At 37.3% G+C, this 25,669-nt stretch carries 23 protein-coding genes; 7 read left to right on the top strand and 16 right to left on the bottom strand.

All coding sequences use genetic code 11. From position 1 onward, the window contains the following. Positions 1–91: 91 nt before the first annotated feature. The 5 genes from H6F62_RS10265 to H6F62_RS10245 all read right to left on the bottom strand — a co-directional run bounded on the left by H6F62_RS10265 (position 92) and on the right by H6F62_RS10245 (position 9,247). Positions 92–2,617 carry a substrate-binding domain-containing protein gene (locus H6F62_RS10265; RefSeq protein ID WP_190371964.1) on the bottom strand — a complete coding sequence of 842 codons (2,526 nt, stop codon included), beginning with the start codon at positions 2,615–2,617 and terminating at the stop codon, positions 92–94. A 422-nt stretch (positions 2,618–3,039) separates the two neighbouring features. After that, positions 3,040–4,050 carry an adenosine deaminase gene (locus H6F62_RS10260; protein WP_137908865.1) on the bottom strand — a complete coding sequence of 337 codons (1,011 nt, stop codon included), beginning with the start codon at positions 4,048–4,050 and terminating at the stop codon, positions 3,040–3,042. An 84-nt stretch (positions 4,051–4,134) separates the two neighbouring features. Then, positions 4,135–6,873, bottom strand: coding sequence for an amino acid adenylation domain-containing protein (locus H6F62_RS10255; protein ID WP_190371963.1), 2,739 nt, complete (start codon positions 6,871–6,873; stop codon positions 4,135–4,137). Positions 6,874–7,199: 326 nt separating this feature from the next. After that, complete coding sequence (locus H6F62_RS10250) at positions 7,200–8,459, bottom strand: tetratricopeptide repeat protein (protein ID WP_190371962.1); 1,260 nt, start codon at positions 8,457–8,459, stop codon at positions 7,200–7,202. A 116-nt stretch (positions 8,460–8,575) separates the two neighbouring features. Then, entirely contained in the window at positions 8,576–9,247 is a 672-nt protein-coding gene (locus tag H6F62_RS10245; protein ID WP_190371961.1) for a 2OG-Fe dioxygenase family protein, read from the bottom strand. Between the two features lie 291 nt (positions 9,248–9,538). On the opposite strand from H6F62_RS10245, the gene sfsA reads away from it, so the two are divergent. From sfsA to H6F62_RS10230, 3 genes are all read left to right on the top strand, one after another. After that, positions 9,539–10,264, top strand: a complete 726-nt coding sequence (gene sfsA, locus H6F62_RS10240; RefSeq protein ID WP_137908857.1) for a DNA/RNA nuclease SfsA — start codon at positions 9,539–9,541, stop codon at positions 10,262–10,264. Between the two features lie 58 nt (positions 10,265–10,322). Next, positions 10,323–10,529, top strand: a complete 207-nt coding sequence (locus H6F62_RS10235; RefSeq protein WP_190371997.1) for a hypothetical protein — start codon at positions 10,323–10,325, stop codon at positions 10,527–10,529. A gap of 67 nt (positions 10,530–10,596) precedes the next feature. Beyond that, the gene (locus H6F62_RS10230) at positions 10,597–11,061 is read left to right on the top strand and encodes a gluconokinase (RefSeq protein WP_190371960.1); all 465 of its coding nucleotides are present in this window, start codon (positions 10,597–10,599) and stop codon (positions 11,059–11,061) included. On the opposite strand, the gene H6F62_RS10225 is transcribed toward H6F62_RS10230, so the two are convergent. Then, positions 11,053–12,033, bottom strand: coding sequence for a carbohydrate kinase (locus H6F62_RS10225; RefSeq protein WP_137908859.1), 981 nt, complete (start codon positions 12,031–12,033; stop codon positions 11,053–11,055). The genes H6F62_RS10230 and H6F62_RS10225 overlap by 9 nt on opposite strands. 245 nt (positions 12,034–12,278) lie before the next feature. Here H6F62_RS10225 and H6F62_RS10220 point away from each other — a divergent pair, with 245 nt between their 5' ends. Beyond that, the gene (locus tag H6F62_RS10220; RefSeq protein WP_137908860.1) at positions 12,279–12,557 is read left to right on the top strand and encodes a LuxR C-terminal-related transcriptional regulator; all 279 of its coding nucleotides are present in this window, start codon (positions 12,279–12,281) and stop codon (positions 12,555–12,557) included. A gap of 322 nt (positions 12,558–12,879) precedes the next feature. On the opposite strand, the gene H6F62_RS10215 is transcribed toward H6F62_RS10220, so the two are convergent. Next, on the bottom strand, positions 12,880–13,254 hold the full coding sequence (locus tag H6F62_RS10215) for a hypothetical protein (protein ID WP_137908861.1): 375 nt from the start codon (positions 13,252–13,254) through the stop codon (positions 12,880–12,882). A 481-nt stretch (positions 13,255–13,735) separates the two neighbouring features. On the opposite strand from H6F62_RS10215, the gene H6F62_RS10210 reads away from it, so the two are divergent. From H6F62_RS10210 to H6F62_RS10200, 3 genes are all read left to right on the top strand, one after another. After that, entirely contained in the window at positions 13,736–14,506 is a 771-nt protein-coding gene (locus H6F62_RS10210) for a circadian clock KaiB family protein (RefSeq protein WP_190371959.1), read from the top strand. 50 nt (positions 14,507–14,556) lie between these two features. Beyond that, positions 14,557–15,309, top strand: coding sequence for an MBL fold metallo-hydrolase (locus H6F62_RS10205; protein WP_190371958.1), 753 nt, complete (start codon positions 14,557–14,559; stop codon positions 15,307–15,309). A 157-nt stretch (positions 15,310–15,466) separates the two neighbouring features. Next, positions 15,467–16,777 (top strand): ABC transporter substrate-binding protein, encoded by a 1,311-nt coding sequence (locus tag H6F62_RS10200; RefSeq protein WP_190371957.1) that lies wholly within the window; start codon positions 15,467–15,469, stop codon positions 16,775–16,777. Between the two features lie 45 nt (positions 16,778–16,822). On the opposite strand, the gene H6F62_RS10195 is transcribed toward H6F62_RS10200, so the two are convergent. The 9 genes from H6F62_RS10195 to cruF all read right to left on the bottom strand — a co-directional run bounded on the left by H6F62_RS10195 (position 16,823) and on the right by cruF (position 25,571). Further along, positions 16,823–18,019 carry an RNA-guided endonuclease TnpB family protein gene (locus H6F62_RS10195; protein ID WP_190371956.1) on the bottom strand — a complete coding sequence of 399 codons (1,197 nt, stop codon included), beginning with the start codon at positions 18,017–18,019 and terminating at the stop codon, positions 16,823–16,825. A 270-nt stretch (positions 18,020–18,289) separates the two neighbouring features. Continuing rightward, on the bottom strand, positions 18,290–18,874 hold the full coding sequence (locus tag H6F62_RS10190) for a hypothetical protein (RefSeq protein ID WP_137909679.1): 585 nt from the start codon (positions 18,872–18,874) through the stop codon (positions 18,290–18,292). A gap of 370 nt (positions 18,875–19,244) precedes the next feature. Continuing rightward, entirely contained in the window at positions 19,245–20,393 is a 1,149-nt protein-coding gene (locus H6F62_RS10185) for an alanine--glyoxylate aminotransferase family protein (protein WP_190371955.1), read from the bottom strand. 152 nt (positions 20,394–20,545) lie between these two features. Continuing rightward, the gene (locus tag H6F62_RS10180; RefSeq protein ID WP_347238705.1) at positions 20,546–21,688 is read right to left on the bottom strand and encodes an NB-ARC domain-containing protein; all 1,143 of its coding nucleotides are present in this window, start codon (positions 21,686–21,688) and stop codon (positions 20,546–20,548) included. A 419-nt stretch (positions 21,689–22,107) separates the two neighbouring features. Then, the gene (locus H6F62_RS10175; RefSeq protein WP_137909324.1) at positions 22,108–22,551 is read right to left on the bottom strand and encodes an HNH endonuclease signature motif containing protein; all 444 of its coding nucleotides are present in this window, start codon (positions 22,549–22,551) and stop codon (positions 22,108–22,110) included. Between the two features lie 9 nt (positions 22,552–22,560). After that, a complete protein-coding gene (locus H6F62_RS10170) occupies positions 22,561–22,818 on the bottom strand; it encodes a hypothetical protein (protein WP_137909323.1) in 258 nt (85 codons plus the stop codon). A gap of 111 nt (positions 22,819–22,929) precedes the next feature. Further along, on the bottom strand, positions 22,930–23,193 hold the full coding sequence (locus H6F62_RS10165) for a hypothetical protein (protein ID WP_137909322.1): 264 nt from the start codon (positions 23,191–23,193) through the stop codon (positions 22,930–22,932). A gap of 152 nt (positions 23,194–23,345) precedes the next feature. Then, positions 23,346–24,515, bottom strand: coding sequence for a 2'-O-glycosyltransferase CruG (gene cruG / locus H6F62_RS10160; protein WP_190371954.1), 1,170 nt, complete (start codon positions 24,513–24,515; stop codon positions 23,346–23,348). Positions 24,516–24,662: 147 nt separating this feature from the next. Continuing rightward, complete coding sequence (cruF, locus tag H6F62_RS10155) at positions 24,663–25,571, bottom strand: gamma-carotene 1'-hydroxylase CruF (RefSeq protein ID WP_137909320.1); 909 nt, start codon at positions 25,569–25,571, stop codon at positions 24,663–24,665. Between the last annotated feature and the right edge of the window lie 98 nt (positions 25,572–25,669).

Here is a 25,669-nt window from a genome sequence, read left to right as displayed (position 1 = left end):
CTTTTGCTGGGCAGTCTTTACTATCAAGTCTGGTCATTATGGTTTATGTCTTAATCTTGATGGCTACAGCTATAAATAGGTAATATTGCCATTAATTCTCTTTCTGTTCCTGAAAAAACTTTTGGTAAATAGTTTTAGTATTTTCTTCATTAGCAGAAGTAGCAGTCATTTGATAATCAACCAAATTATCCACAAAAGGAAGAGATACCTTAAATGTACCATCAGCATTGAGTTTGACATTTTGACCATCAATAGTGACAATTGCATCTTGTTTTGTTGCACCATAAATCACTAATTCGGTATCAACGACAAACCAGAAATCTGTACTAGGACTACTGAAGACGTGAACTGTACCAGAACGAGCCAGACATAACCACTGATGATCATTAATTAAATAACCAATTTCTGTCATGTAATCACGTTCACCTTTGGGAATAGGTATATAACAATCATGAATTGCGGTTTCACATTCGTATTGTTGCACCAATTCAGGAAACTGATAGCTAAGGTCAAGGTTAGTAACATCATAGAGACGTACAGCCAAAGTCATAAATCCTTGATTCTTTAACATCTTTTGATGATTTATGGCTTGTTTCAACTTATCGCTATCAGAAATATACCAAGATACATAAGCCCATTTGGGAGTGCGGGGTGTGAAGATAATTCTGGTATTTTCATCAGCATTGATTTGGTTAATAGTAGTCCAAGCTGCTATTTCTGCATCTAACTCCATTGCGATGTTTTCATCTGTGGTTGTAGAAGGGAATGGAGTCGGTAATATTTCTTCTGCTATCTCAGGTATATTGGGTTCAATGTCATTGGTGATCGAATTTAAAGCCTCTTCCAGATTTAATGGTAAATCGGATAATAAATTTTGATCGGGTGGTGATTGGTGATTTGGTGGAAAGGATATACCGAGTAATTCTGATAAAGAGATATATTTATCTTCTCTAATTGGAGCAGGAGGTCTATTGAGCAATTCTGATAAAGATATGGTCTTTTGATCAGATGATGTTGATGTTAGTGGTTCGGATGTTTCTAGTAGAGAATTGGTAAATTCATCTATGGGTATGTCTGAGTCAATTAGATCGTGATGAATACTTGGGATTGGTGGATAATGATTATTGACGACAATCACAGGAGCTTCTGTATCCCACATTGTGCCATTATAGTCTAAATCAAGTTCATTAATTTCCTTTATCTGATCCTTTGGGGAAATTGTCTGGGTGAGAGCTAGATTATTTGCTGCTGTTGCTTGTGGAAAAATGTCCTCTTGAGAGTGATTACCGTTGAGTCCATTATGATTGTTAGTTGTAGTTGGTGGGATAGCTGCGTCTAGGGTTTCCTTGGTTGCTTCTTGAAAGAGGTAGTCATCCTCTAAATCTTCTGAATCTAATATATTTGAATTTGATTCAGTTGTTGCATTTAGCGATCGCTTTTTTCTTCCCCACAACAAAGGTAAACAACTAATTAAACCAACAATCAAAAATAAGGGTAATAGCAGCAAAAACCCGATATTTTTAGTGAGCATTGAAGGGTCACTAAAGGGATTTACCAACTGTATTTCACCCCCAGTTTCTATAGGTTGCTCTGTAGCGGGGCTTGTGGGAATAGGTGATAAAGATGGATTTTGATCAATTGTAGAAGTTGCTGTTGGGGTTGCTGTTGAGATTTCTGTCGAGGTTAGGGTAGGAGTGGTAACAGTTTGTAATTGACTCGACATAATAGCAAGTGCTTCTGCTTGTCTAGCAGCTTTTATAGATTCCTGTCCGGGTTTAGCTAAAATAAATCCGAGAAAATCCTTAACTTTTGGACTGGGATTTTGTTGATAAACGTAGACAAAAGGCTGGTAAAAAGGATATTCCACAGTGTCTGGTGAGAAGTCCTGTATTTTCAAGACTCGCACCGCAGGCAATTTAGAAACCTGATTTGCTAAAACATAGCTAATGCCATCATCACCTAATTCTTTAATTATATTGGCTGTATTATCGTCTAGCATTTGTACAGCATTTCCGTTAGCAAATTGGCCGGATTTAAATGCTGGATATTCGCTCAAGGAAGCACGAGTATCACTATGGTCGGGATGATCTATCAATCTAATTTTACCTTGAGCATTCCCCACTTGTGACCAGTCTGTAATTTCCCCTCGGAAAATTTTCGCCAACTGTTCAGTAGTTAAGCCACCTTGAAAGGGATTATGGTTGCTAACAATGATAGCGATTTTTTCCCGACGCACCAGTATTTGTTGTAAACCTTGTGCTTTTTCTTCTGGGGTGAGTCGGCGACCAAGGGCTGCGAGATCAACTTTACCATCTAAAATCGCTTTTAATGCCTCTTCATTGCCATTGATAGCAACTTCTACCTGAGTTCCCGAAAACTGTTTTTCAAAGTTTTCTTTTAAGGTTTGGTTAAGGGTGAGAAAGTTAGCCGAACCGTCAATTTTAACTATTGTGCCATTTTCTACCGTTTGCGGCAGGGAAAAGGCCGGAGTATGAGTCTGGGATTCTGCTTGGACTGGTGCGGAAATTAAGAAACTTGCTACCATGGGGCTGGTAGTTATGGACATTAATAAAGCCAGATTGATAATTACACTATCTTTTTTTTGTTGTTGCCACATACATCCCTAATTAAGCTAAAATAAATGGACTACTCGCCAATACTCAAAATAGTTGTTTGATTGAGCAGACGGGTTAATTATACAACTTGAGTCATTTTTATCTGTAATAACACAAGTGATGAAAATAAAAAAGGGGTCGGGAGTCGGGAGGTGGCTTCCACTCAACAGGCTGAGTAAAAACAGAATGGGAAAAACTTTGATTATGGGAGAGACCTGAAAACCCGGTTAGGGTTTGAGGCTTTTGTGGTTAATAAAAATACTTTTCAAGTCACCCTTTAAACTTAAAAGAAAATTCAAGAGATCAAACTTTGCGCCTTTACGGGAAACATAACTCATACCTGCATTATGTAACGCCAAAAAATTAATTATCCCTGCTATTAAACAACTGTTACTGGTGAATTGACAATTGAGCAAGGTAATATCTACTTTAACATCTCAGTTAACAAAGATGCTGGATGTTGACTATGAGGCCACGCAAAAGCATGACGAAAGGCTGCATTTTGACAAGCTTGTAACTGTTGAAAATTAATAATGTCGTAAGTCAAAAGATTTTCATATTCAAAGGGTAGACGCATATTATGCAGCCCGGCATTATCCGTACAAATGGCGATATCAACTTCTGCTGCAAAACATCGGTCAAAGACTAATTTTAGCTGACGAATATCCTGCAAAGTGCCTGTTTTTAAATAAGTTGTGGGACAAACTTCTAAACATTGTCCTCTTTTAGCAATTTCTGGAAGTAATTCAGGATACAAAAGAGGAATTTGAATACCATGACCAATTCGCATTAAATAGGGTAGCAATTCTGGATAACAACCATCTTGAGTTTCATAAAGATGCCCTGTGGTGTTAATATTTAATGAATGGGCATAATTATATAAATGTATCCATTCTGCCATCCTTTCAGCATAATAGCGATCGCCTCCTGCCACGTCTATGCCGCAAACATATTCCCTATTTCGCGCTGCTAAATCAATAATGGCCTGATTTACCTCGAAAGGTAAACGGGAGTGCATACAGAGGATTTGACGGGTAATAATGGGATATTCGGGGATATGACTAGATTTACCGACAATATCCACAATTTCCGCCATTTTATCAATTCTCTGATTTTGACTCAAATGTTCAGGAGTTCGTAAATATGGGGTATAACGTAATTCCAAATAAGCCAAATTCTCAAAAATATAAGCACCGCGCAATAAGCGGTAAATAAAGTAGGGTAAGGTTTCCACCGTTTGGACACTTTCTACCAAAGTATGTAGTTCTAGATACTCATCCAATGTATTACGGGGACGGGTGTAAAAATCTTCAAATTCTGGATATTCAGCAAAGGGAGAAATTAACTCAGTATTGTGACGCTGAAAATATCGCCAGAGGACACGAGGTACAACTGAACCACCTAGATGCCGATGCAATTCTGCGTATAAAGCCATAGTGGTATTTTGCTGTAAAAACTTAATTAATTGTAACAAAAACCTAGACAATATTTTCTTTGTCATCCAATTTTGAGTAAAATTCTACTCTAGATTCTGGGCTTTGTGCAAACAGATTTTCATTTGTTTGGCCAATACCCTGACATTAGGTTCATCAAGAAGGGAAAGATGAGATCCGGGAATATATTTAACATCTAAATCACCAATTATTATTTCATCCCAACCAAATTTTGAGTCATATTCCATACCTATAGCATCCGTCCGATTTTCATCTTTTGTGCGAAAGAGAGTTACTTTACCTGAATAAGGTTGAAAGGTATATGTATTCATAGCTTGAGTATAAATATCATCCCTGTGTAAATAGTTATTTATTTTAGGTGTCCGGGGATTAAATATCTGAGTAACAAGTCGTAAGTAATGTTGAAAAATTTGTTTCATATAAAACTTAGTGTGTTTGTAGAAACTTTTAGCCTTGTGAGAAATATAGTTAGATCTGCGTTGTCTGATATAATTAAGATGTAAATAAATTCGTTTTAGGAATGATAACCGTCGCTTATAACCGGGACGACAGGTATCTAACATAGCTAAAAATGCAACTTTTTGACCTTGACGGTGGAGTTGTTGAGCTATTTCATAAGCAATAATACCTCCAAAAGAATATCCTCCCAAAAAGTAAGGTCCTTGAGGTTGAAGAGTCTGAATTTCTTGAAGATATTGGGAGGCCATGTTTTCAACCCGAACTACAGGAAACCGTTTTTGATCTGGTTTTTGTGGTTGGAGTCCATACAAGGGTTGTTCTAATCCTAAATGTCTGGCTAAATTGCGATAACATAACACTTCTCCCCCTAAAGGATGAATCATAAATATGGGTGGTTTTGTCCCGTGGGGTTGAATTTTCACTAAGGATGAATAATTGGCTTTGGGAGTGTTTTCTAAAACTGTTTCTTGGTGAATAATTTGGGCTATTGCTGCTATTGTAGCTGACGGAAACAAAGCTGCTAGGGGCAATTTTTTAGCAAATCTATGTTCTATATCAGCAAATAATCGCACTGCTAATAAGGAATTTCCCCCCAATTCAAAAAAATCATCTTGAACACCAATGGGTTGAACACCTAATAAATCTCCCCAAACTTTGATTAACTGACTTTCTATATCATTTTGGGGCTTAACAAAGTTTTCAGTCCCTTCGGGTTTAATTAAATTAAATGCGGCTAGTCCCTTTCTATCTAGTTTACCATTGGGTGTTAATGGCAAAGTATCTAAAAAAATAAAGGCACTAGGAAGCATATATTCGGGTAGTTTATTTTGTAAATGTTGTCGGATTTCTTTAGTAGTAGGTGCTGGTTGTTTTTTGGCAACAATATAGGCTATGAGACGTTTATTTTCTGGGATATCTTCTGTAGCTACGACCACTGCTTCTTGAAGATGAGGAATTTTCAGCAATTCCATTTCAATTTCTGCAACTTCAATACGGAAACCTCTAATTTTTACCTGAAAATCTTTTCTACCTTTATGAACTAAACAACCATCAGATTGAATACAGCCTAAATCACCAGTGCGGTAAATTCTTTCTTTACTATTTTGAATATCTGGTAAAAAGACAGTTTGGGTTAATTCTGGTTTTTGCCAATAACCCAGAGCTAAATATTCACTTTTTAGAGCAATTTCTCCAGTATTACCATTTTTAACTTCTAGGCCATTTTCATCTAAAATGACAACTTCCATATCTTGAACTGGGTAGCCCATAGGTATGGTACTATTTGCAATTTTCGTGTTTTTATCAACTATGAAATTACAAAAAGTTCCTGCTTCTGTTGCACCTAAACTGGCATATAAAATACAATTTGCAGAAAAATACTTTTTGTAGTTTTCTACATCTCTAATTAAGGTAGCTTCACCACCTAATTTAACTAGACGAATTTTAGGAAATTGTTCTGTATCTGTCAGGATCTCTACAAAATGTCTAAATAGGGTTGTAAAGGAATGATAAATAGTAATTTCTGATGTAATTAGCCATTTTACTAAATTAGTTAATCCCTGCTCTTTGACATTAAAAGGATAGAGACTAGCACCATTAAGTAAAGTGTAGAAAATACATAATATTCCTCCCAATGCACTACAGGAATAGAGGAAAACTACACGATCTTGATGGCTAATTAATAAGGTTTTTGTATCATTCATGCAGTAATGTAAAGAATTTCGATGACTATGCACTACTCCTTTAGGTTTACCGGTTGAACCACTAGTGTAAATTATATAAGCTAGTGTTTCTGGTGATATTTTAATCAGAGGATTTTTCTCAGAATTATTGCTATTAATATTGTCTTTAATATTATCTATATTAAATAATTGACAATTATTAGCTAATTTCCTGGCTAAATCCCAATTCAAATTATTAGTAATGAATGCAACGGATTGGGAATCTTCAATAATATAAGTAAGTCTATCAACGGGAAATGTGGGATCTAAAGGAACAAAGATTTTACCTGTTTTTAAAACTCCCAGAATACTTGTAATGAAATCTGCACCTTTTTCTAGCAATAAGACAATTACTTCTGGTTGTTCTCCTCTTTGGGAGAGAATTGTATTTGCTAACCGATTAGCATTTTCATTTAATTGTCTGTAGGTCAGGATTTGATTATTGGTTTTGATAGCAATAGCATGAGGATATTTATTAACTTGTTGTTCAAATCGTTGAGGAATAGATTGCTCAATCTCTGACTTAGGAAAATCTATAAAACCTTCCGGTTTTGCAATTAAACGATTACAAACAAACTTTTGCTGAAAAATTGCACTAGGAATTGTCTGATAAATATTAGTCATTGGTATATATCCTACTTGATTTATGGTAAAGTTCTGGCTTTTTAAGCTGATTTTAGATTCAATCATTGAAGATTTTAAATCTAAAACCTATGATGGTATTAATGGAAATTTTAGATGATAATTTATATCTTTTTCGGTTATCTTACTTCCTTTAAATCAAAATGTGGATTTATAAAAATAAATTGTACGAGCAATTATGATAAACCGCTATACCTAATGACCAGGTTTCATCAAATCTTTATTTATGCTGTAAATAAATTAACTAAATTGATATAAAAATATAGATTCCCGATTTTTTGAATAAATCGAGAATATTGAATTAATTATCAGTTGCGTTCTTTCTCCAACTGCTCAATTACTCTTTGTAAATACCAATCATCTGACATTCCCGGCTCATGATATTCTTGTTGTTGAATTAAGCGTTCTGCTATTTCCCAGTGTCCCCCCACTAAACGCAAAAGTCGCTGACGTAAAACTTCATATTTCTGATTTTTGATTTCGGGACTAGATGTTTGGATTTTTTGTAAATTATTTAATACTTCTTGGTAATTTTCCCAGTCTTCTTGTTCACAATAAATACTAGCTGCTTTTTGATAATCGGATACAGCATTTTGCATTTCTTCTAACAATGTATAGGCCAGACCGCGATTATAGTATGCTGGAGCATGATCAGGATGAATTTCCAATGCTTGACTATAATCTTGAATTGCGTGGAGATAATCACCCATAGTCCGATAAATATTACCTTTAGCAACATAAACTAAAGGATCTTGTGGCTGCATTTTCAATGCTTGGTTTAAGTCAGATAATGCACCTTGATAATCACCAATTTGGAAACGTGCTTTTCCGCGATTTCTATAAACAATTGCGTCTTGAAAATTTAGTTTTATTGCATAATTAAAGTCGGCTATAGCGTCTTGATAATTACCAATTTTACACTGGATTACTCCCCGAAAACAATAAGCTTTTCCATCATTTGGATCAGTTTTTAATACCCAATTTAAATCAGCAATTGCTTCTTGTGTTTCTCCATTTTCTGCTTTTGCTAATAATTGATGAAAATATTGATTTTTAGAGATAATAGATAGAGGTGTAGATTTAGTTATTTGCGTTTTTTCAGGTGGTTGTAACTGTTGAATTTTCTGCAAACAGGCTTGACATCTTTCTTTGTTTTTTTGTTCTAAATATAATTTAGCTGCTTTTTTAAAATTATTAATTGCATCTTGAATATCCCCTTGTTTTCGTCTTACTATTCCCCGTAAATCATAAGCAGCAGCATAATTAGAATTAAGACGAATTGCGCTGTCTAAATCATCTAAAGCACCAGGAAAATTTTTTAATGTTAATCTAGCCAAAGCTCGACAGTAAAAAACTTCTGGAATAGATTCATCCAGCTTTATAGCTGTGGTATAATCATAAACAGCTGGCAAAATTTCTCCTGAATCATAATATGCTAAACCCCGTTGGATATATGCTTTGGTAAATTTAGGATTTTCCTGAATAGCCAAGTTAAAATCTGCTATAGCACCAGTATAATCTTTTTGTTGGGCTTTTTCTAATCCCCGATTGTAAAATTCGTTATTCATAATTGGTAATGGAAAAAAATCAAGAATTTCTTAATTTAATTATACACCAATTCAACCAGATACCCGACTTCTTGAAGAAATCGGGGATATGAATCTCTCTAGAACATTTATATTTCCTAAAAATCAGAGATTAAACTAGGATAATTGATCACAAATACATCCCTAGTTCCTAACCCAGGATTCTGGGGTCTTATGGGAGTAGTAAAATGAAAAAATTGATGTTCATTGACTAAAATTATTTCTCCAGGTTGCAAAACTTTGTTAAAAACTGGCTTTTCCTTTTTCGCAGCATATAAATGAGTTTCTCCACCTTCAATATTATCTCTTCCTGCGGAAAAAATACCAATAAAATCACTACCATCTCTGTGGATACCTTCAGGAGCAGGATTTCCTAAATTATTTGGTGAACAGGTAGTTCTAATTTGATGAACATCAATTTCTGCTTCTATATTTAGTTTACAAGAATCACAGAATGCGAAAATCAGATGCTTAAACATATCCAGTTCTATGAGTGCATTATCCAATTCTGAAAACTCCCTTTTTATCCCTCCCAATAAAGGATTATGTTCTCTAGTTTGTAATAGATATCCGTGTGGAAGTTTGAGCAACTTATCTCTAGAAACTAGAAACCTGGATAACCTGCGTGAGCGATATTTCCCCTTAATATAAGGATCAATTGGTAAATTATCAAAAAATGGCTGAAAACCTATGGTATTAATGGAGTTTACTTTTCTAAGGGTAAACAGAAAAGCATATTCTAATTCCCTATCAAGTGAGACTTTTCGCATAGAATATTTCTCCTTGTATTGGTAAATGCTACCATTTGGACAAAAATGGTAGGTTTATAATGTCCATTATATTCAAATTTGATAAAAATATCGTAAATTTGACTACAAAAACGAATTATTTATGATTAAAATTAGACTTTGTGGCTTAGTTGTCCCTTAGTGATGGATAAACATATAGATTTTATGATTTTGCGTATTGGGTTTATTCCTATTTTCCTAATCTCCTCTAGTCAGCAAGACTGGGAATGATTTTGAGTTAATATGAGTAAATGTTCTACCTAATTGATGATCATGACAGATTGGCTTTATAACTACCCAACTCTATATGCTGGTACTTTACTCAAACGCTACAAGCGGTTTTTTGCTGATATTCAATTAAATTCTGGAGAATTGATCACAGCACATTGTCCAAATACAGGACCAATGACAGGAGTTTCTACTATTGGTAGTGCTGTACAAGTTTCTAAAAGTGATAATCCTCAACGAAAACTAGCATATACTTTAGAACTAATAGAAGTCAATGATCATGCAACAACTTGGGTGGGTGTAAATACAGCCTTACCTAACCGTGTCATCAAATTAGCTTTAGAGAAACATTTATTCTCAGAATTAACTGAATATGAACAAGTTAAAAGTGAAGTTGTCTATGGAAAAGATCGCAAAAGTCGAGTTGATTTTTATTTAACAGGAAATGCTCAACAACGTCCGATTTATTTAGAGGTGAAAAATACAACTTGGTCTCAAGGAACTTTAGCCTTATTTCCCGACACAGAAACTACCAGAGGACAAAAACATCTACAGGAATTAATAGAAATTCTCCCCCAAAATCGGGCAGTAATGCTATATTTTATTAACCGGAATGATTGTTTAGAATTTGCACCTGGGGACAGCAAAGATCCCCTATATGGTAAATTATTAAGGGCAGCGATTAATCTAGGTTTAGAAGTTTTACCATGTCGGTTTGATATTTCTCCAGCAGGTATCCGTTATTTAGGTTTAGCAGAACTAAAAATATAGACGTGATAGCTATATTAAATTATGAAATTTGAAGATTTAAAATTTTAAACTTCGCGCTTTGGAAACTACAGCCGAAGAAAAAGCTGAATCTCAATTAAGAGAAATTGCGGTGAATTTGTGGCAAAATGGGATGTCTCTAGAACAAGTGGCTCAGCCAACGGGTTTAGAAGCAGGACTTACGCAAAAAGAACCGAAAGTAGGGGTAATTCATGAATTACCCCTACGCAAGAATAAGGTGTTCAGCCACATCTTACGTAAGTCCTAAGAAGTTACAGAAATAGAAAAATGGCAGGTTTAATTTGATCAACAAATTAAGTTCAATAATTTTAATTATGGGTGTTTCTGGTTCTGGTAAAACTACAATTGGTAAACTTTTAGCTGAATTACTCAACTGGGAATTTAGAGACGCTGACAACTTCCATAAACTAGCAAACATTGAAAAAATGCAGTTAGGAATTGCCCTCAATGATGGTGATAGAATATCTTGGTTAGAAGATTTGCAAACAGCTATCAAAAATTGGCTACAAGAAAACAAAAATGTTGTTTTGGCCTGTTCTGCACTCAAAACCAGTTATCGTCAAATGCTGATAATTGATAGCCGCATTCAGTTAGTTTACCTCAAGGGGTCTTTTGATGTCATTGAAAATCGGCTAAAAGCCCGGAAAAATCACTTTATGACTGAAAAGCTCCTCAAAAGTCAGTTTAATGACCTTGAAGAGCCAGATAATTGTATTTGTTTTGATGTTTCCCAAGCCCCGGAAGTAATTGTAGAAAAGATTAAAAAGGCTTTAGGCTAGTTGATGAGAACTCACAAAAGCATCAACTTCCGCAGCAGTGGGTTGAGAAGCGATCGCACCTGGTTTAAGAGTAGTTAAAGCTCCCACAGCACTGGCATAGGTGACAATTTTTCTAGCGGTTTCCGCGTCTTTGAGTCTGTGAATCCCAACTTGATGCAATTGGTGGATAAACCCAGCCAAAAACCCATCTCCCGCACCAGTGGTATCTACAACAGGCACGGAAAAAGCTGGTAATTTACCTTCATTCTCCCCTAAACAATAGGTGCAACCATTTTCACCATCTGTCACTAAAACTCCCTCCAAAGAATTGAGTCTATAAGTAATTGCTCCAGGATCTATTGTATTAAATAACCATTGCGCTTCTTCCTTGGTCAATTTGATAAAATCAAATCTCCCTAATAAAGCTTGAATTTTGGTCTTGGCTGTATTTTCATCTGGCCAAAATACTGGTCGCCAATTGACATCAAGAATAATTTTTAGGTCATATTGTTCTGCCAATTCTAAAGCTCGTAATACAGCTTGCTCACTTTCAGGATAGGCTAATTCTAGAGTTCCTAGCACCAAAAAGTCAGCTTCATCAAACAGCGCGGGTGGTAATTTTGTAGATTGGAGGCGGGTATCAGCAAATTCTGAAGTATCATATTTACCAAAACCGGCAAAAGTGCGATCGCCTGTTAAATCCCTAACTACATATACTTGTCTCGTTGGTGCTGTAGGATGACGTTGCACACCAGTTGTATTTACGCCGACCGTTTCTAGTAATTTTATCAGTGTATTCCCTGATTCATCCTCACCCACTGCGCCCATAAATCCGGCTGATGTCCCCAACTTCACTAAAGCACAAGCCACATTTGCCGGCGCTCCTCCTGGGTAGGGAGTCCATGATTTCACTTCCTCTAGTTTAAGTCCCAATTCATCAGCTAAACAATCAAATAGGACTTCACCAAGACATAGAACACGGGGATTAATCATTGCGTTTTTGATTTTCTATGGGGCATTATATATTTAATTTATATATTTAGTTTGACAGCTTTTCAATTAATTCTAGTTAAAATCAATACTTTTTATCTGTAGTGTATATGACTACAAACCTAAAATCAAAAGAAAATTTTGACATTAGTAGTATTAGTAACATTTAAAACTATCTACCTCCGCAAAAATCTTCTAGAATAAGGAATAAGACTTGAGTACATATACTAAGGGAGGAATAGTAAGTAATGGCTGCTAGTGAGTCTGGAAACCATGTTAGTCTGTCAGACAGAGAAATGCAAATTATCGACTTAGTGGCCACCGGCTTAACTAACCAAGAAATTGCAGCAAAGCTGGAAATTAGCAAACGGACAGTTGATAACCATATTAGCAATATTCTCACTAAAACTAAGACTGATAACCGTGTGGCCTTAGTTCGCTGGGCTTTACAATGGGGTAAAGTCTGTTTAAACGATGTTAATTGCTGTTCTCTTCCCCTTGGAAATGATCAAAGTATGTCCACGTGAAGCAGGATTGTAGTTAAAAAGCTGATTAATCAAGCTTTTTAGTTATTTTAAAGATTCCTGCTCAGAGGTATGGGTGGTTGATTTACGCTGTTGTGTATTAGCAACGTTTTATATTTAAAAAGTAACGTAAAAATACAGGTATGGACAGGCGTAAATCAATTATCCTGTGAATATGGTTGATTTGGTTATTGAAGTAACGAAGTCAGGTAAGGAGAGTATCAATACTCCCAAACACATACAATTAAGAAGCTATTGATACATAATTAAAAAACCCGGCTGAACCGGGCAGATGTACTTTTTGTCAAGTTTTAGCGAATGATCACTATTGGTTGATTTCACAAGTTAAAGGACAAGCTGCATAAACAGTAGTTTGGGTTTTTTCAGCTTCACCATGTAGCCAGCTTAACCATTTTACCTGCTTAGGATGAATACCCTTAGCTGTGAGAACTCCAGCAGCAATTAATACTGCCATAACATTAAGCATTACTAAACCACCTGCCACAACTAAAACTGCACTAGCGGGCATTACGGATTGTAACACAATAGACAACAGACATCCAATTGTAGCCATCAATACAACCAGTGGAAAACCGACGACTAACAAGCACACTGCCAATGTAAATGTCCAGATTAAAAAGCTTTTCATCACTAACAAGGAGTGGGTCTGAACCAGATTAGAGCTTTGAGCAGAAACCATGACTTTTCCTCCTAAATACACAGCAAGTTTAAATTTCAGTTATTTATCGCTGGGAGGCGAATAAACCGATTTTGTTTCAGTGAAATTTAGTATATAAAACCTTAGCACCAAAATGAGCATTTCTTTACTAAACTTTACAGTTAATTTTTTGTGCTTATGAATGAGAAGCCAGATATGCCCACAGGAAAGGAAATAAGTTTGGCTGTATGCCTTTAGAAATATGGACTAACGGTAGATGAGAACCAGAACCTGATCCCCGCCCTTGGATTGCCTAGATGCTTAATATTTCTTATATAAAACCGTATTGTTTCTCATAATTTATCTAATTGATCAACAGATGAATTAAACAAGTCTCGTGGGCTTGATCTAACAGATTTTTCCGTTCCCTGTTTTTTGTCCTGGTGATTTGCAATTATACTGATATACTGATGAATAAACTCATAAAAACCCCTAAAAACACCTGACCACTGACCACTAACCAATGACTAAGTTGAATGTAGACAAACTATCTCAGCCTCAGTTATTCAAGGGTATTGCTTTGTTTACACCTGGAGGAGATTTAATTTATTGTATTGATCCTAGTAAACAAGGAAGATGGCATTTAAATCTGTGTGCGGCTTTGCAGGAAATCCTGGATTTACCAGAACCGCCACATTTTTTAGTTCCTTGTTATACTGCAACTATTGATCATTGGTTAAATCCTCGGACTCAAAAAGTCCAAGTCTTTGCGGAGGCCTATCCCGCAGTCATGCGTCATCAAGCTGTGCTAAATGCGATTTTTGGGGATGGGGATTTAATCTGGCAATCAGCAGCCTGGCAAGATGGATTGTGCGATCGCCTGGTATTATCAACTTATCGTGCTGCATTTCCTCAACTGTGGCAAGATCATGATTTAATTGTGCGTCTAGATTTAACTGATTCTCCCTCACAGTATCAGCAACCAATTATGACTACACAACCTGCACCCCAAAATATCCCAGGTTCTCCAGGTTTTGTTTTACGCTTGTTTGTTGCTGGACACAGTATAACCACTGAAAAAATTTTACAAAACTTGCACGAATCATTAGAACGATCTTTAGGGTATCCTTATACTCTTAAAGTAGTTGATGTTCTCACTAATCCAGAACAGGCCGAAATTGATCAAGTTTCTGCTACTCCTACCTTGGTTAAGGTTTGGCCTCATCCAATTCGGCGCATGGTTGGTAATTTAGATAACTTTGATAAAGTTCTACAGATGTTAGCGGGACAGTAAATCATTTCCAATGTCCAATGTCCAATTTAAAATTTGAGGATTTGTATAATATGAACCTTACTTGGTTAGATAGCAATAGTTGGTTAATTGAAATTGGTCAACAGCGAATACTAATTGACCCCTGGTTAATTGGTACTTTAACCTTTAACAATTTAGATTGGTTATTCAAAGGTTATCGTTCTCAGGATCGGTCAATACCAGATAATATAAATTTAATTCTGCTTTCTCAGGGTTTAGAAGATCACGCACACCCACCCACTTTAAAGCAACTTGACAAAAACATTCCTGTTGTTGCTTCTCCCAATGCGGCTAAAGTGGTAGAAAAACTAGGTTATCAACAAATCATCAGTCTTCAACATGGCCAAACCTTCATTTTAAATCAGCAAATAGAAATTAAAGCTGTTCTGGGTTCTCCCATTGGACCTACTTTATTAGAAAATGGTTATCTGCTGAAAGATTTAGTCAATAATTCTACATTGTATTATGAACCCCATGGCTATCATTCCCCGCAACTGCAAGAAATAGCACCCATTGACGTGGTAATTACACCTATCATTGATTTGAGTTTACCCCTACTCGGTCCGATTATCAAAGGTATGAATAGCGCTTTAGATGTGGTAAAATCTGTAAGGCCTCAATTTATCCTCCCTACCGCAGCCGGAGGGGATATTTTCTTTGAGGGACTATTGGTAAAATTTCTCCAAGCTAGGGGAAATACGACAGAATTTCAGACTTTATTAGAAAATAACAATTTAACAACTAAGGTGATCAGTCCTCACCCCGGCGAAAAAATTAGTGTTTGAATTATGGAAAAACCAACCACTCCAGGACAGGGAGAAATAAGAGTTTAAATTGATTTCTGGTAAGTAAGTCATCAGGATGTTATTATTTGCGGTTGAAGCACTTGATATCAATTTAACTAGATCAAGTCTTCCAAATATCTGAGGAGTGTGACTAACTATGTCGAAAATTCGTGTCTCTCTAGCTTTAAGTATAGCTACCATAGCCAGTGGTTTCTTTTTAGCCGCTTGTGAAAGTCCTAAACCTCCGTCTACGGAAGTTAGTACCGCTTCACCAACAGCTAAGACTACAACCAGTGATACTAAAGGATTGAAAATTGGTAGTTTATTACCCACCACTGGTGACTTGGCTTCTATTGGACAACAAATGGTTGGTTCTGTTCCCTTACTGGTGGAAACTGTTAACGCTTGTGGAGGTGTCAATGGTGAAAAAGTCAGTTTGGTAGAAGTAGACGACCAAACTGACCCTAAAGCGGGCGCTGCGGGTATGACTAAATTAGCAACTTTAGATAAAGTTGGTGGTGTGGTCGGTTCTTTTGCGAGTAGTGTTTCCACTGCGGCGCTTTCTGTAGCTGTACCTAATAAAGTCATGCTGATTTCTCCTGGTAGCACTAGCCCCGTATTTACTGACAAAGCTCAAAAAGGCGACTTTAAAGGCTTTTGGGCGCGGACTGCTCCCCCTGATACCTACCAAGCATTAGCTTTAGCCCAACTCGCTAAGAAAAAAGGCTTTAAACGAGTTTCCACTGTGGTCATTAATAATGACTATGGTGTGGGTTTTGAAAAAGCATTTGTGCAAACTTTTGAGAAATTAGGTGGTACAGTAGTTAATAAAGATAAGCCTATTCGCTACGACCCCAAGGCTCAAACCTTTGATACAGAAGCATCTGCCGCTTTTGCAGGTAAACCAGATGCAGTTTTAGCCGTATTGTATGCTGAAACCGGTAGTTTATTCCTGAAAGCTGCTTATCAACAGGGTGTTACCAAAGGTGTACAAATTTTACTCACAGACGGTGTAAAATCCGATAGTTTCCCTGATCAAGTTGGTAAAGGTAAGGATGGTAAATATATCTTATCTGGCGCAATTGGTACAGTTCCCGGTTCTAGTGGTAAAGGTTTAGAAAATTTTAATAAACTTTGGAAAGATAAAAAAGGTACTTCTCCAGGAGAATACGCCCCTCAAGCCTGGGACGCTGCGGCCTTATTGGTATTAGCAGCCCAAGCCGCTAAGGAAAATACCGGGGTGGCTATTGCTAGTAAATTGCGAGAAGTAGCTGCTGGTAAGGGTACACCAGTAAGTGATGTTTGTCAAGGGCTAAAGCTTCTAAAAGAAGGTAAACAAATCAACTATCAAGGCGCAAGCGGTGATGTAGATGTTGATACTAACGGTGATGTCATTGGTACTTACGATGTTTGGACTGTGGGGGATGATGGCAAAATCAAGGTAATTGACAAGGTAAGTCCTAAATAGAGTATTTGACGCTCCCCGCCCTATAGAGGGACGGGGATTCTTGTTTCAACGAGCAACCTTACCCAAACTTGTTACCAAGTCTGGGTAGAGGGTCATCTCTCCACAAGCGTTATTAGTTTCCGTCCGCCCGACGGTACTTAAATCATAGCCACTTTGTCTTAGTGCTTTAGTGAGAATGTTAATTGCAGCATTGTGGTCACGGTCGAGAACACAACCACATTTACAAACATGAGTTCTAACTGATAGGGATTTTCTAACTATTTCTCCGCAATTAGAACAATTTTGAGAAGTATATTGTGGTGCAACTGATACAATTACACGACCATAGACTTTACCAAAATATTCTAACCATTGAGTAAACAATGACCATCCAGCATCACTAATTGATTTGGCTAATTTGCTATTCTTAACCATGTTTCTCACTTGCAGTTTTTCAAACGCCACTAAATCATTAGATTTAACTACGCACAATGCTGTCTTTATAGCAAAGTCTTGACGCTGACGTGATACTTGCAAATGTTTTCTACCAAGACGGTTAATAGCTTTTTTGCGATTATTAGAACCTTTCTTTTTACGACTAACTCTTTTTTGTAGTCGTTTTAAAGACTTTTCTGACTTCCGCAAATACCTAGGATTATCAATTTTATCCCCTTGAGAATTAGTGTAGAAACTGTTAAGACCAACATCTAAACCAACAGTTTTACCTGTGGCATTGATGTCAATATTCCGTTCTGCATCTACACAAAACTGGATATAGTAACCGTCAGAACGTTTAACTATCCTAACTCTCTTTATTTGCTTAATCTGGTAAAAATGTAAATCCCAAGTTCCAATTAATTTTAACTGACCAATACCACATTTGTCCATGAAAGTAATGTGCTTACAGTCATCTAAAAGTTTCCATCCACTTGTTTTATATTCAACTGAACGGTTATTTTTTTGAAATCTGGGATAACCCTTCTTACCTGGAACTTTTGCTTTACAATTATCAAAAAATCGCTTAATTGCAAAAGCAGTTCTTTCTGCTGCTGCTTGTCTAGCCATTGAGTTTAATTTATCAGCAAAATCAAATTCATTAGCTAATACCGCAGTGTGTTTATTCAGGTCGTAATATTTAACATTTTGATTGTCCATCCAAAAGCGCAAGCACTTATTACGGATGAATTGGGTTATCCGTATAGCTTGATCAATTTTTTGATATTGCTGCTTTGTGCCTTTGGCTTTAAATTCAAAAACAATCATCTTCTATTCCCAATCCCGACCTATTTTGAGTCTAACATTCTTTAGGAAATTCACCAACCTCTAAGATTGGTAAAAATGAAACTACCCTCTCTCATGATTAAGCTGCGCTTAATATCGCTTGAAGGGTGTTTAATTTTTACCCGCCTTACATCCCCACCCTGTAGAGGGATGGGGTATTACGGCGTTTTCTGATAAAAGTATTGCAAGGAAGTTAAACTTCCTTGCAAATTGCTTAATTCGTTTAAATATGAATAAAAAGCAACCTATCTCCTAAAATCCTTTGAAGTTATAACCAACTCCCAGTAAAATACCGACATCAACTGTATCAAAAAATCCAGTGTTTATGGCGGCGGTGGCGGTAAATTTTTGATTGAGAGGTATGTCAACACCACCAGTGACTAAAACAGCAGTTTCAGATTTATCACCAGTTTGAATGACTGCACCTACTCCAATGTACGGAACTATAGTTACAGGGGTGGTCAGTGGATCTGCTGGTTTAACAGAAAAGTCGTAGGTGATAGGAACAAGAAATGTTGTATCTGTTCCTAGTATAACTGACGGTCTAGCTGATAGAGATTTGGTAAAACGAATTTTACTCATGAAGCTGAAATTACCATCACTCAAGGCTGAAGAGCCGCCTGTTATACCAATGTTAGTACCAATACCGATATAGCTACCAGGAGTTTGATTTTGATTGGGTATAGCTGCTTCAATGTCCGCTTGCGCTACTTGATTAGATGATTGTGTTTTTTCAGACACTGTTTGAGCATTTACGGAATGCCCACCACCTAAAATTACTAAAGCCGCAATACCTGGTAAGGCTAAAAAATTTTTACCAAGAATAATATTACTCATGTTCACTTCTCACTAGATTTAAGATTGACACCTGTTTAGATATCATCCTCAGTTAACAAATTTCGTTAATACTCACCATTTAACACGAAAAATCAAAATTTGCATCCTGATTTTGTTTAATTGACTAATTTTTTGTCAGCATTGGTAACATACAGCGATTTTCGGGTAAATGAACCACGGTTTTTGTTTCGCTCAGAAGCGCAAAGAGGAATTACTGTTAATGCAGTACAGTTGACAATAGACATCTGGAGGTAAAAATTGTAGAGAGATAAACCTAGTCAGGTCAAATCTCTACAATGGTTCTAGAAACCGCACATTTAATTTTCACCAGATGTCTAGTCTCAAGGGAATTGCTATACCAACGCACTAATTAGTTAGATATCATGGTTCCCAGGGCGGCTATTAACTTATCCACACTTTCAGGACGACTATTAAAACCCATTAAACCCACACGCCAAACTTTACCAGCAAGTTCACCCAAACCGCCACCAATCTCAATATTATGCTCAAGTAATAATTGGCGTGCAACCAACTTACCATTTACGCCTTCAGGAATGCAGACAGTAGTTAAAGTTGGTAGCCTGTATTCCTTCTCAACGTGCATTTTTAAACCCATATCTTCCAATCCTTCCCAAAGATATTCTACGTTCTTTTGATGACGTTGCCAGCAATTTGCTAAACCTTCTTCTGCCACTAAACGCAGAGCTTCCCGTAAACCATAATATAAATTAATCGGTGCAGTATGGTGATATGTGCGGTCAGTACCCCAATATTTCCCCAACAATGTCATATCTAAATACCAGTTTGCCACCTGAGATTGCCGCTTGTGTAACTTCTCCATTGCTCGCCCACTCATAGTAAATGGTGACGCACCTGGAGAGCAACCCAAACCCTTTTGACTACAGCTATAAGCTAAATCAACACCCCACTCATCCAAAAAGATGGGAACACCACCTAAACTAGTCACGGTATCTACTAATAATAACGTACCATGCTGACGACACAACTCACCCACACCTTCCAAAGGTTGACGAGCACCGGTGGAAGTCTCTGCATGAACTAAAGCTAAAATTGCTGGTTTATGGGTAGCTACTGCGGTGCTAATTTCCTCCAAATTGAAAACTTGCCCCCAAGGCTTAGTAATAGTTCTTACATCTGCGCCATATCTGCCCGCCATATCTACCAAACGATTACCGAAATAACCAGCTACACCAATTAATACCACATCACCCGGTTCTACAGAATTAGCTAGAGAGGCTTCCATTGCTGCTGTACCCGTGCCACTGACAGCGATAGTATGGGGGTTTTCCGTTTGCCATACGTAGCGTAACAGAGATTGAATCTCATCCATCAGGGTTAAAAAAGCCGGATCTAAATGCCCTACGGGTGTGGTATTCATCGCCTGTAGTACCTCTGGATGGGTGTTAGAAGGACCCGGACCTAGTAATAGACGGTGGGGCATATCGAGGGGTTCTAGTCCTAGACGGTGACTATTGTTGATGGAAATTGCCAATGTCATAAATTTATGTAAGATGAAATGAGAATTTAATCGCATGATATAGCGGTATGTGGTCAATGAGTATGCCGAAATGCGACTAATTAATTACGCGCCATATTTCCGACCATGCCATTCAATTATATATTTTGTCAAAAAATAGAAATCTCTGTTCTCTATGATTCAAATTGACTGGTGACATATTCTGTCAGATCGTTTTGCACTGTAAATCCATCAGAGTTGCATTCAATGAGCGATCGCAATTTTAGGCTTTCTAGCGTTCCTAACAGTTTTTGGGAAGTGACAGGAGGAATGATCTTGTTTAGTAATTCTGGCATGAATAGGGGTTGGCGGTGAATCGCTAAGGAATAGATGACGGTTTTTTCTAAATCTGATAAGCGTTGAAATTGTTGATCTAATAAATCGTAAATATCGCCAAAGACGGTGATACCCTGGGCTAAAAAAAGATCAATTTTGCCAGAAAATAGAAAATGAATAGTGGTGATAACAATTTTCAGTATCAGGGGATTTCCGCCATAGTCATTATGTAATATTTGCCATTCTGCTTGAGTTTCGTCAATGCCTTCTGACTGGAAAATCTTGAGTCCGTCTTCAGGAAGCAACCCTTTCAGGATCAGTAATTTAACTGAATTAGCTTTTTTCTCTAGGACACTGAATGCGATCGGTGGTTCTCGACTGATGATAATTAAACAACTTTTGTGGGTAGACTCCCCAATTGTGCGAATCAGTTGTCCATAACCTTCAAACCCTGGCCGATAATATCCCCCTCCTCCCCATTGCAGAATAGATTCTAGATTATCCAGAACCAGCAAGCAACGAGTTTGATGGAGATACTGCATTAACTTTGATATTAATTGATCTGGAAATTTTGGTAAATCAACGGCTTGCTGGTGTGAGAGGATGTGAATTAGATCAGTTAAGGTTTCTTCTACTGTTGGCGCGTGATGAAGCGATAGCGAAGCGCTCCGTAGGAATCGCCAGATGACATACTTAAATTCTGATGATGACAAATCTGTGCTGTTGGTGAAACCTGCCATTAACTTGGCTATGAGGCTGGTTTTACCCATACCTCCCATTCCTAAGACCATGATTAATTGACAGCGATTGACCTGAATCCATTGGTTCAATGTTGCCAGTTCAGCGGTGCGTCCATAGAAAACCGAGACCTTGGGGGCTAAATTATAATCCCCATCAGGCTGAATTTGAGGCTGTAGAGGTTGGATAAATTGTGTTGAGTGTGTTTCTGGTTTGACTAATGGGACGGAAAGAGGTGATTGATAATCATCAGCCTCTAGCACCAGATTAAATGCTTTGAAGCATTTGACTAGAGACTTTTTATCAACTCTGACATTGCAGTTAAAAATTTTGCATAAAGTATGAGAATCTAAGCCAGTCTGACTACTGAGATGATCAAGGGTAAATCGCTTGCTGTTATTTTCACTATATTCCCTAATTTTTATCGCCTTCTCAAGTTTATTTAAACCTTGAACGCTGAGGATTGTCCCACGTTTACGTTTCCTTGATAGAGATAAAATAGAACCTGCAAACCCAGTCCATTGTAAAGTTTTAATTCATCAATATGCTAGAGGTATTGCCAATGGAATATTTGATTTTAACCAAATCAATCCATTCTTAGATAATCCAGAATTAGTTATCCAACGACTCATTTTACCACCAGCATAATTATCGCAATTTCAATAATCTGGAAGACGTTGCATTAATCCTTCATTCTTCTCATTGCCAAAAGAGAAGGATATTTTTTATTATCAATAAGTAATTGACGTTCTAATAAACGAGATTGATCATTAAACCCTAAAATTCTAGCCGTCACTTGTCCTATATTTGTGAGAGATTCAATAGTAGAATTATTCAGTTTAAAATGTTCTCCCCAATTATCCCAACGAGGATGATAAAAACGCACAAATTCTTTTTTATCTATAATAATTGAACCGATATCACTGCCTTTAAACCGATTACAATAAACACAACAATAAGCTAGATTATCTATATTTGATGAGCCACCATGTTTGATACTAATAATATGATCAATGGCACATCCTAAAATAGTATCATGTTCAGCAATCAGGCAATATTCACATAAATTATCTGCTCTTTGAGCAACTAAACGGCGAAGTTCTAGATTTAAATAAGGACGCTCCATAATTGAATTTTAAGCCTTTTCGTGAATAAAATCATAAGCCCTAGCTTTTGCTAGTCTTAATAAATGTTCTAGAATCAAATAATGATCTAATTCTGATTTTTCCTCTGAAGAAATTCCATCAGTTTTTTCTCGAAAAATCAAATCAGATACTCTTTCTTTTACTGTTTCTGATACTTGAAATTCAACTAAACTTTGAGATGTTATGCCAGCAGCGAGAAAGTTGATTATTTCTTCATAAGCTGGATTAATACTGATTGATGTTTTCATGATGATTAATTATCTCCTTTTTTAATCTCCTGAACTTTGGGTATTTAAGCACTTATCGGAAAAATTGACGGCTGGATGAGTTCCTGTTGTGATAATGATAAGATATTGGTATCAATCAAAGCTGGTTTCATCACTTCTCCTTTCAAAAAATGCCTGTTGACGACGGATGTTGATTTCTTCACTGAAATTAGCAAATGTTTCATCTGACATATCATTCCAACAGCCAGCAAACTGCATAGTTTGTTCTAGTGAACCTGGAGATGATTCTCCATTCAATCGCCAATAATGAATAAAATTATATAATTCTTCTAATTTATCTTCGGGAATGAGATTAATTTCTGTGATTACTTTGGTGCGGATGTTTAATAAATCCATAGAGCAAATAAATGTAGAGAATTGACAGATATACTAATTATATAGCCTGTGTTCTTTAAGAACCAAAATATTTTCTAATAAATACGATCGCTCTCCCCAATAAGATAAATTGGAATAAAGAGCGATACCCTCGGTCAACGCCCTAAATGACATTAATCACCATATTTCCGCCCGCGCCATTCTTTGGGAGTGCGGAGGGCAGATAAAAAGATTCGCAGCACCGCTAGGGGGTCAGCCAAGGGGGAAAGCCAGAATAACCAACCACCATTAGCATTTTGACGATCATAAGAAGGAGCGATCGCTAATAATAAAGCAAAACGAATCACTACCAAAAATATATTTAATTCTAACAATAGCAGTGCCGGCAGTGAGGGAAGCAAAGGGGGAAACAGGAAATAACCCAGTAAAATCAATAGGGGTAAACCCTGCACCGCAGATAATAACCATAAATCACCCCAAACTTGAGCGCGGGAAGTTGCGTCTTTCAAATCTAGGCTACGTCCCCATTCTTTCCAGGTTTCTAAAGCCCCTTCATACATTCGCACCTTTAGCACCTTTGCTCCGTCTAAAAAGCCTACTTTAAAGCCATGAGAGGCAATATTCCGGGCTAAGGTGACATCATCACAAAAAGAACCTTTAGCGCTGCTGTAACCATTCACAGCCTTTAACACAGACCGACGACACAAAAAACACTGGCCGTTAGCCATGACCCGTTCTGGTTGTTCAGTATAAATACCCGTAGGATCAAATCTATACAGTAATGTCATCAACAAAGCTGGTTGTAATAAACATTCTCCCGGATATTTGAGAATAAATTGCGGTGATAAAGATACTAAATCATAACCTTGAGCGATCGCAGTTTTCACCAAACTCGCCACTAAACCGGGGTGGGGTTGAATATCTGCATCCATGCCCAAAAACCACTCACTGCCCTCGGAAGTAAATAAAAAGCCATTATGTAAAGCCCAAGGACGACCAACCCAGCCGGCAGGTAAGGGATCATCTGTCATTAATTTAAAGCGGGGGTCTGTTAATGCTGCGGTTTTCACTAGGTCGGGAGTACCATCTTGTGACTTACTATCAACAACAATAATTTCTCTAACTTCGTAACTTTGGCGACTTAAACCGGCTAACAGCGGGCTAATTCGTAATGCTTCGTTAAGTGTCGGCACAACCACACTCACAGTTCCCAAAAGTTCTGGTGTGGGTTGTTGTGGTTTTAAAGCTGGATAACGTCCTGGTCCTTTGAGTAAACGAGAAAGTAAAATCGCCGTGGCGGGGACTTGGACCAGTAGCAGGAGGAGAGGAATAATATTTAGCAATTCTAACCTTGACTTTTTGTATAAAGTAGCTAGTTTACATCTTCTCGCAATTTGTGTAAATTAATCTAAATTATGGGAATTTGACCGTGTAATTAGGAAAGAGGTAAATAGTTTAATTTCTTCTCCCTCTTTCCTCGTCTCTCTTACTTACTTAAAAGCAACCTTCACATTAGTAACAGCAACTTCCTGAGTAGCTGCTTCCATATTCACTGTTGCAGGTGCGCTAGAACCTTTAGACCACAGCAGCACAGCCGGAGCTACACCCAGTGCTATACCTAGTAATACAGGAATGGGAAACCCAGCGGCTAAACTCATGACTGTGGCAAAACCAAAGTTACCTAAATAAACTAATAAAGGTACATTCAATTGGTAAGAGTCTAATTTAATCGGGTTTTGACTCCATAATAAAGCCGCTACAGTCATGAATAAAGCACCAGTACCCATCCAACCGACAAAGTTTTGGTAAGGCATACCAAAGAAAGCGCCTGGTTCGTGCCAATACCAGAAAGGCAGGGAAGTTTGACTCATGGCTGGGTCAAGGACAAAATCCCAAGAAGTGAGTAGTAAAGCACCTAAAACAATTGCACCAATTTGACGAAACAAGCTAGGTTTTTTATCTACTTGTAAACCCGCACGGGCTAATACATAAGATACACATCCTACATAAAACCATGAAAGGGGAATTGTAAAAGGTACTAAACCAGAAATTTTATAACCTAAGCCACTCAAATAGCTATAGCCTCCAAAGGGAAAGCCTGTACTAGTTCCTAATAATTCACTAGTTAGGGAAATTGATAAGGATGGTATTAAAAATCCTAAAGTGCGTGCCAAACCCAAAGTTCGGTAAGCATAGAGGAACACTCCCAACGCCCCGAAAATCATATATACCACACCACCACCTGCCATACTCCACTGCATGACGGTCTCACCTGCTGCGGATAAGCTGACAAGCAATTCAGCATTGGGAATCACAATTAATATCCCCAGCAGTCCAAATACCATAGAAACGATATGACCAATTAGGCTTATACGCTCGACGATAACAAGTTGTCTCATGATCAATCCTTAATGATATGCCAGTTGGCTACTCAACTGCTAACAGTTTACAAATATTTATCAACATATTTAACCAAATGTTGATTTTTATTCTCTCA

The organism is Anabaena sp. FACHB-1391 (genome assembly GCF_014696755.1).
GTDB classification, from domain to species: domain Bacteria; phylum Cyanobacteriota; class Cyanobacteriia; order Cyanobacteriales; family Nostocaceae; genus Dolichospermum; species Dolichospermum planctonicum.
The sequence above is the reverse complement of the archived record's forward strand: the minus strand, read 5'-3'. Positions and strand labels throughout refer to the sequence as shown.

Excerpts from the sequence above, each read along its gene's own strand:
- H6F62_RS10260 (WP_137908865.1), bottom strand. The coding sequence starts at position 4,050 with ATGGCTTTATACGCAGAATTGCATCGGCATCTAGGTGGTTCAGTTGTA.
- H6F62_RS10175 (WP_137909324.1), bottom strand. The coding sequence starts at position 22,551 with ATGGAGCGTCCTTATTTAAATCTAGAACTTCGCCGTTTAGTTGCTCAA.
- H6F62_RS10200 (WP_190371957.1), top strand. The coding sequence starts at position 15,467 with ATGTCGAAAATTCGTGTCTCTCTAGCTTTAAGTATAGCTACCATAGCC.
- H6F62_RS10195 (WP_190371956.1), bottom strand. The coding sequence starts at position 18,019 with ATGATTGTTTTTGAATTTAAAGCCAAAGGCACAAAGCAGCAATATCAA.
- H6F62_RS10170 (WP_137909323.1), bottom strand. The coding sequence starts at position 22,818 with ATGAAAACATCAATCAGTATTAATCCAGCTTATGAAGAAATAATCAAC.
- H6F62_RS10215 (WP_137908861.1), bottom strand. The coding sequence starts at position 13,254 with ATGGTTTCTGCTCAAAGCTCTAATCTGGTTCAGACCCACTCCTTGTTA.
- cruF (WP_137909320.1), bottom strand. The coding sequence starts at position 25,571 with ATGAGACAACTTGTTATCGTCGAGCGTATAAGCCTAATTGGTCATATC.
- H6F62_RS10185 (WP_190371955.1), bottom strand. The coding sequence starts at position 20,393 with ATGACATTGGCAATTTCCATCAACAATAGTCACCGTCTAGGACTAGAA.
- H6F62_RS10165 (WP_137909322.1), bottom strand. The coding sequence starts at position 23,193 with ATGGATTTATTAAACATCCGCACCAAAGTAATCACAGAAATTAATCTC.
- H6F62_RS10205 (WP_190371958.1), top strand. The coding sequence starts at position 14,557 with ATGAACCTTACTTGGTTAGATAGCAATAGTTGGTTAATTGAAATTGGT.
- H6F62_RS10250 (WP_190371962.1), bottom strand. The coding sequence starts at position 8,459 with ATGAATAACGAATTTTACAATCGGGGATTAGAAAAAGCCCAACAAAAA.
- H6F62_RS10265 (WP_190371964.1), bottom strand. The coding sequence starts at position 2,617 with ATGTGGCAACAACAAAAAAAAGATAGTGTAATTATCAATCTGGCTTTA.
- H6F62_RS10190 (WP_137909679.1), bottom strand. The coding sequence starts at position 18,874 with ATGAGTAATATTATTCTTGGTAAAAATTTTTTAGCCTTACCAGGTATT.
- H6F62_RS10245 (WP_190371961.1), bottom strand. The coding sequence starts at position 9,247 with ATGCGAAAAGTCTCACTTGATAGGGAATTAGAATATGCTTTTCTGTTT.
- H6F62_RS10210 (WP_190371959.1), top strand. The coding sequence starts at position 13,736 with ATGACTAAGTTGAATGTAGACAAACTATCTCAGCCTCAGTTATTCAAG.
- sfsA (WP_137908857.1), top strand. The coding sequence starts at position 9,539 with ATGACAGATTGGCTTTATAACTACCCAACTCTATATGCTGGTACTTTA.
- H6F62_RS10220 (WP_137908860.1), top strand. The coding sequence starts at position 12,279 with ATGGCTGCTAGTGAGTCTGGAAACCATGTTAGTCTGTCAGACAGAGAA.
- H6F62_RS10225 (WP_137908859.1), bottom strand. The coding sequence starts at position 12,033 with ATGATTAATCCCCGTGTTCTATGTCTTGGTGAAGTCCTATTTGATTGT.
- H6F62_RS10230 (WP_190371960.1), top strand. The coding sequence starts at position 10,597 with ATGGGTGTTTCTGGTTCTGGTAAAACTACAATTGGTAAACTTTTAGCT.
- H6F62_RS10255 (WP_190371963.1), bottom strand. The coding sequence starts at position 6,873 with ATGACTAATATTTATCAGACAATTCCTAGTGCAATTTTTCAGCAAAAG.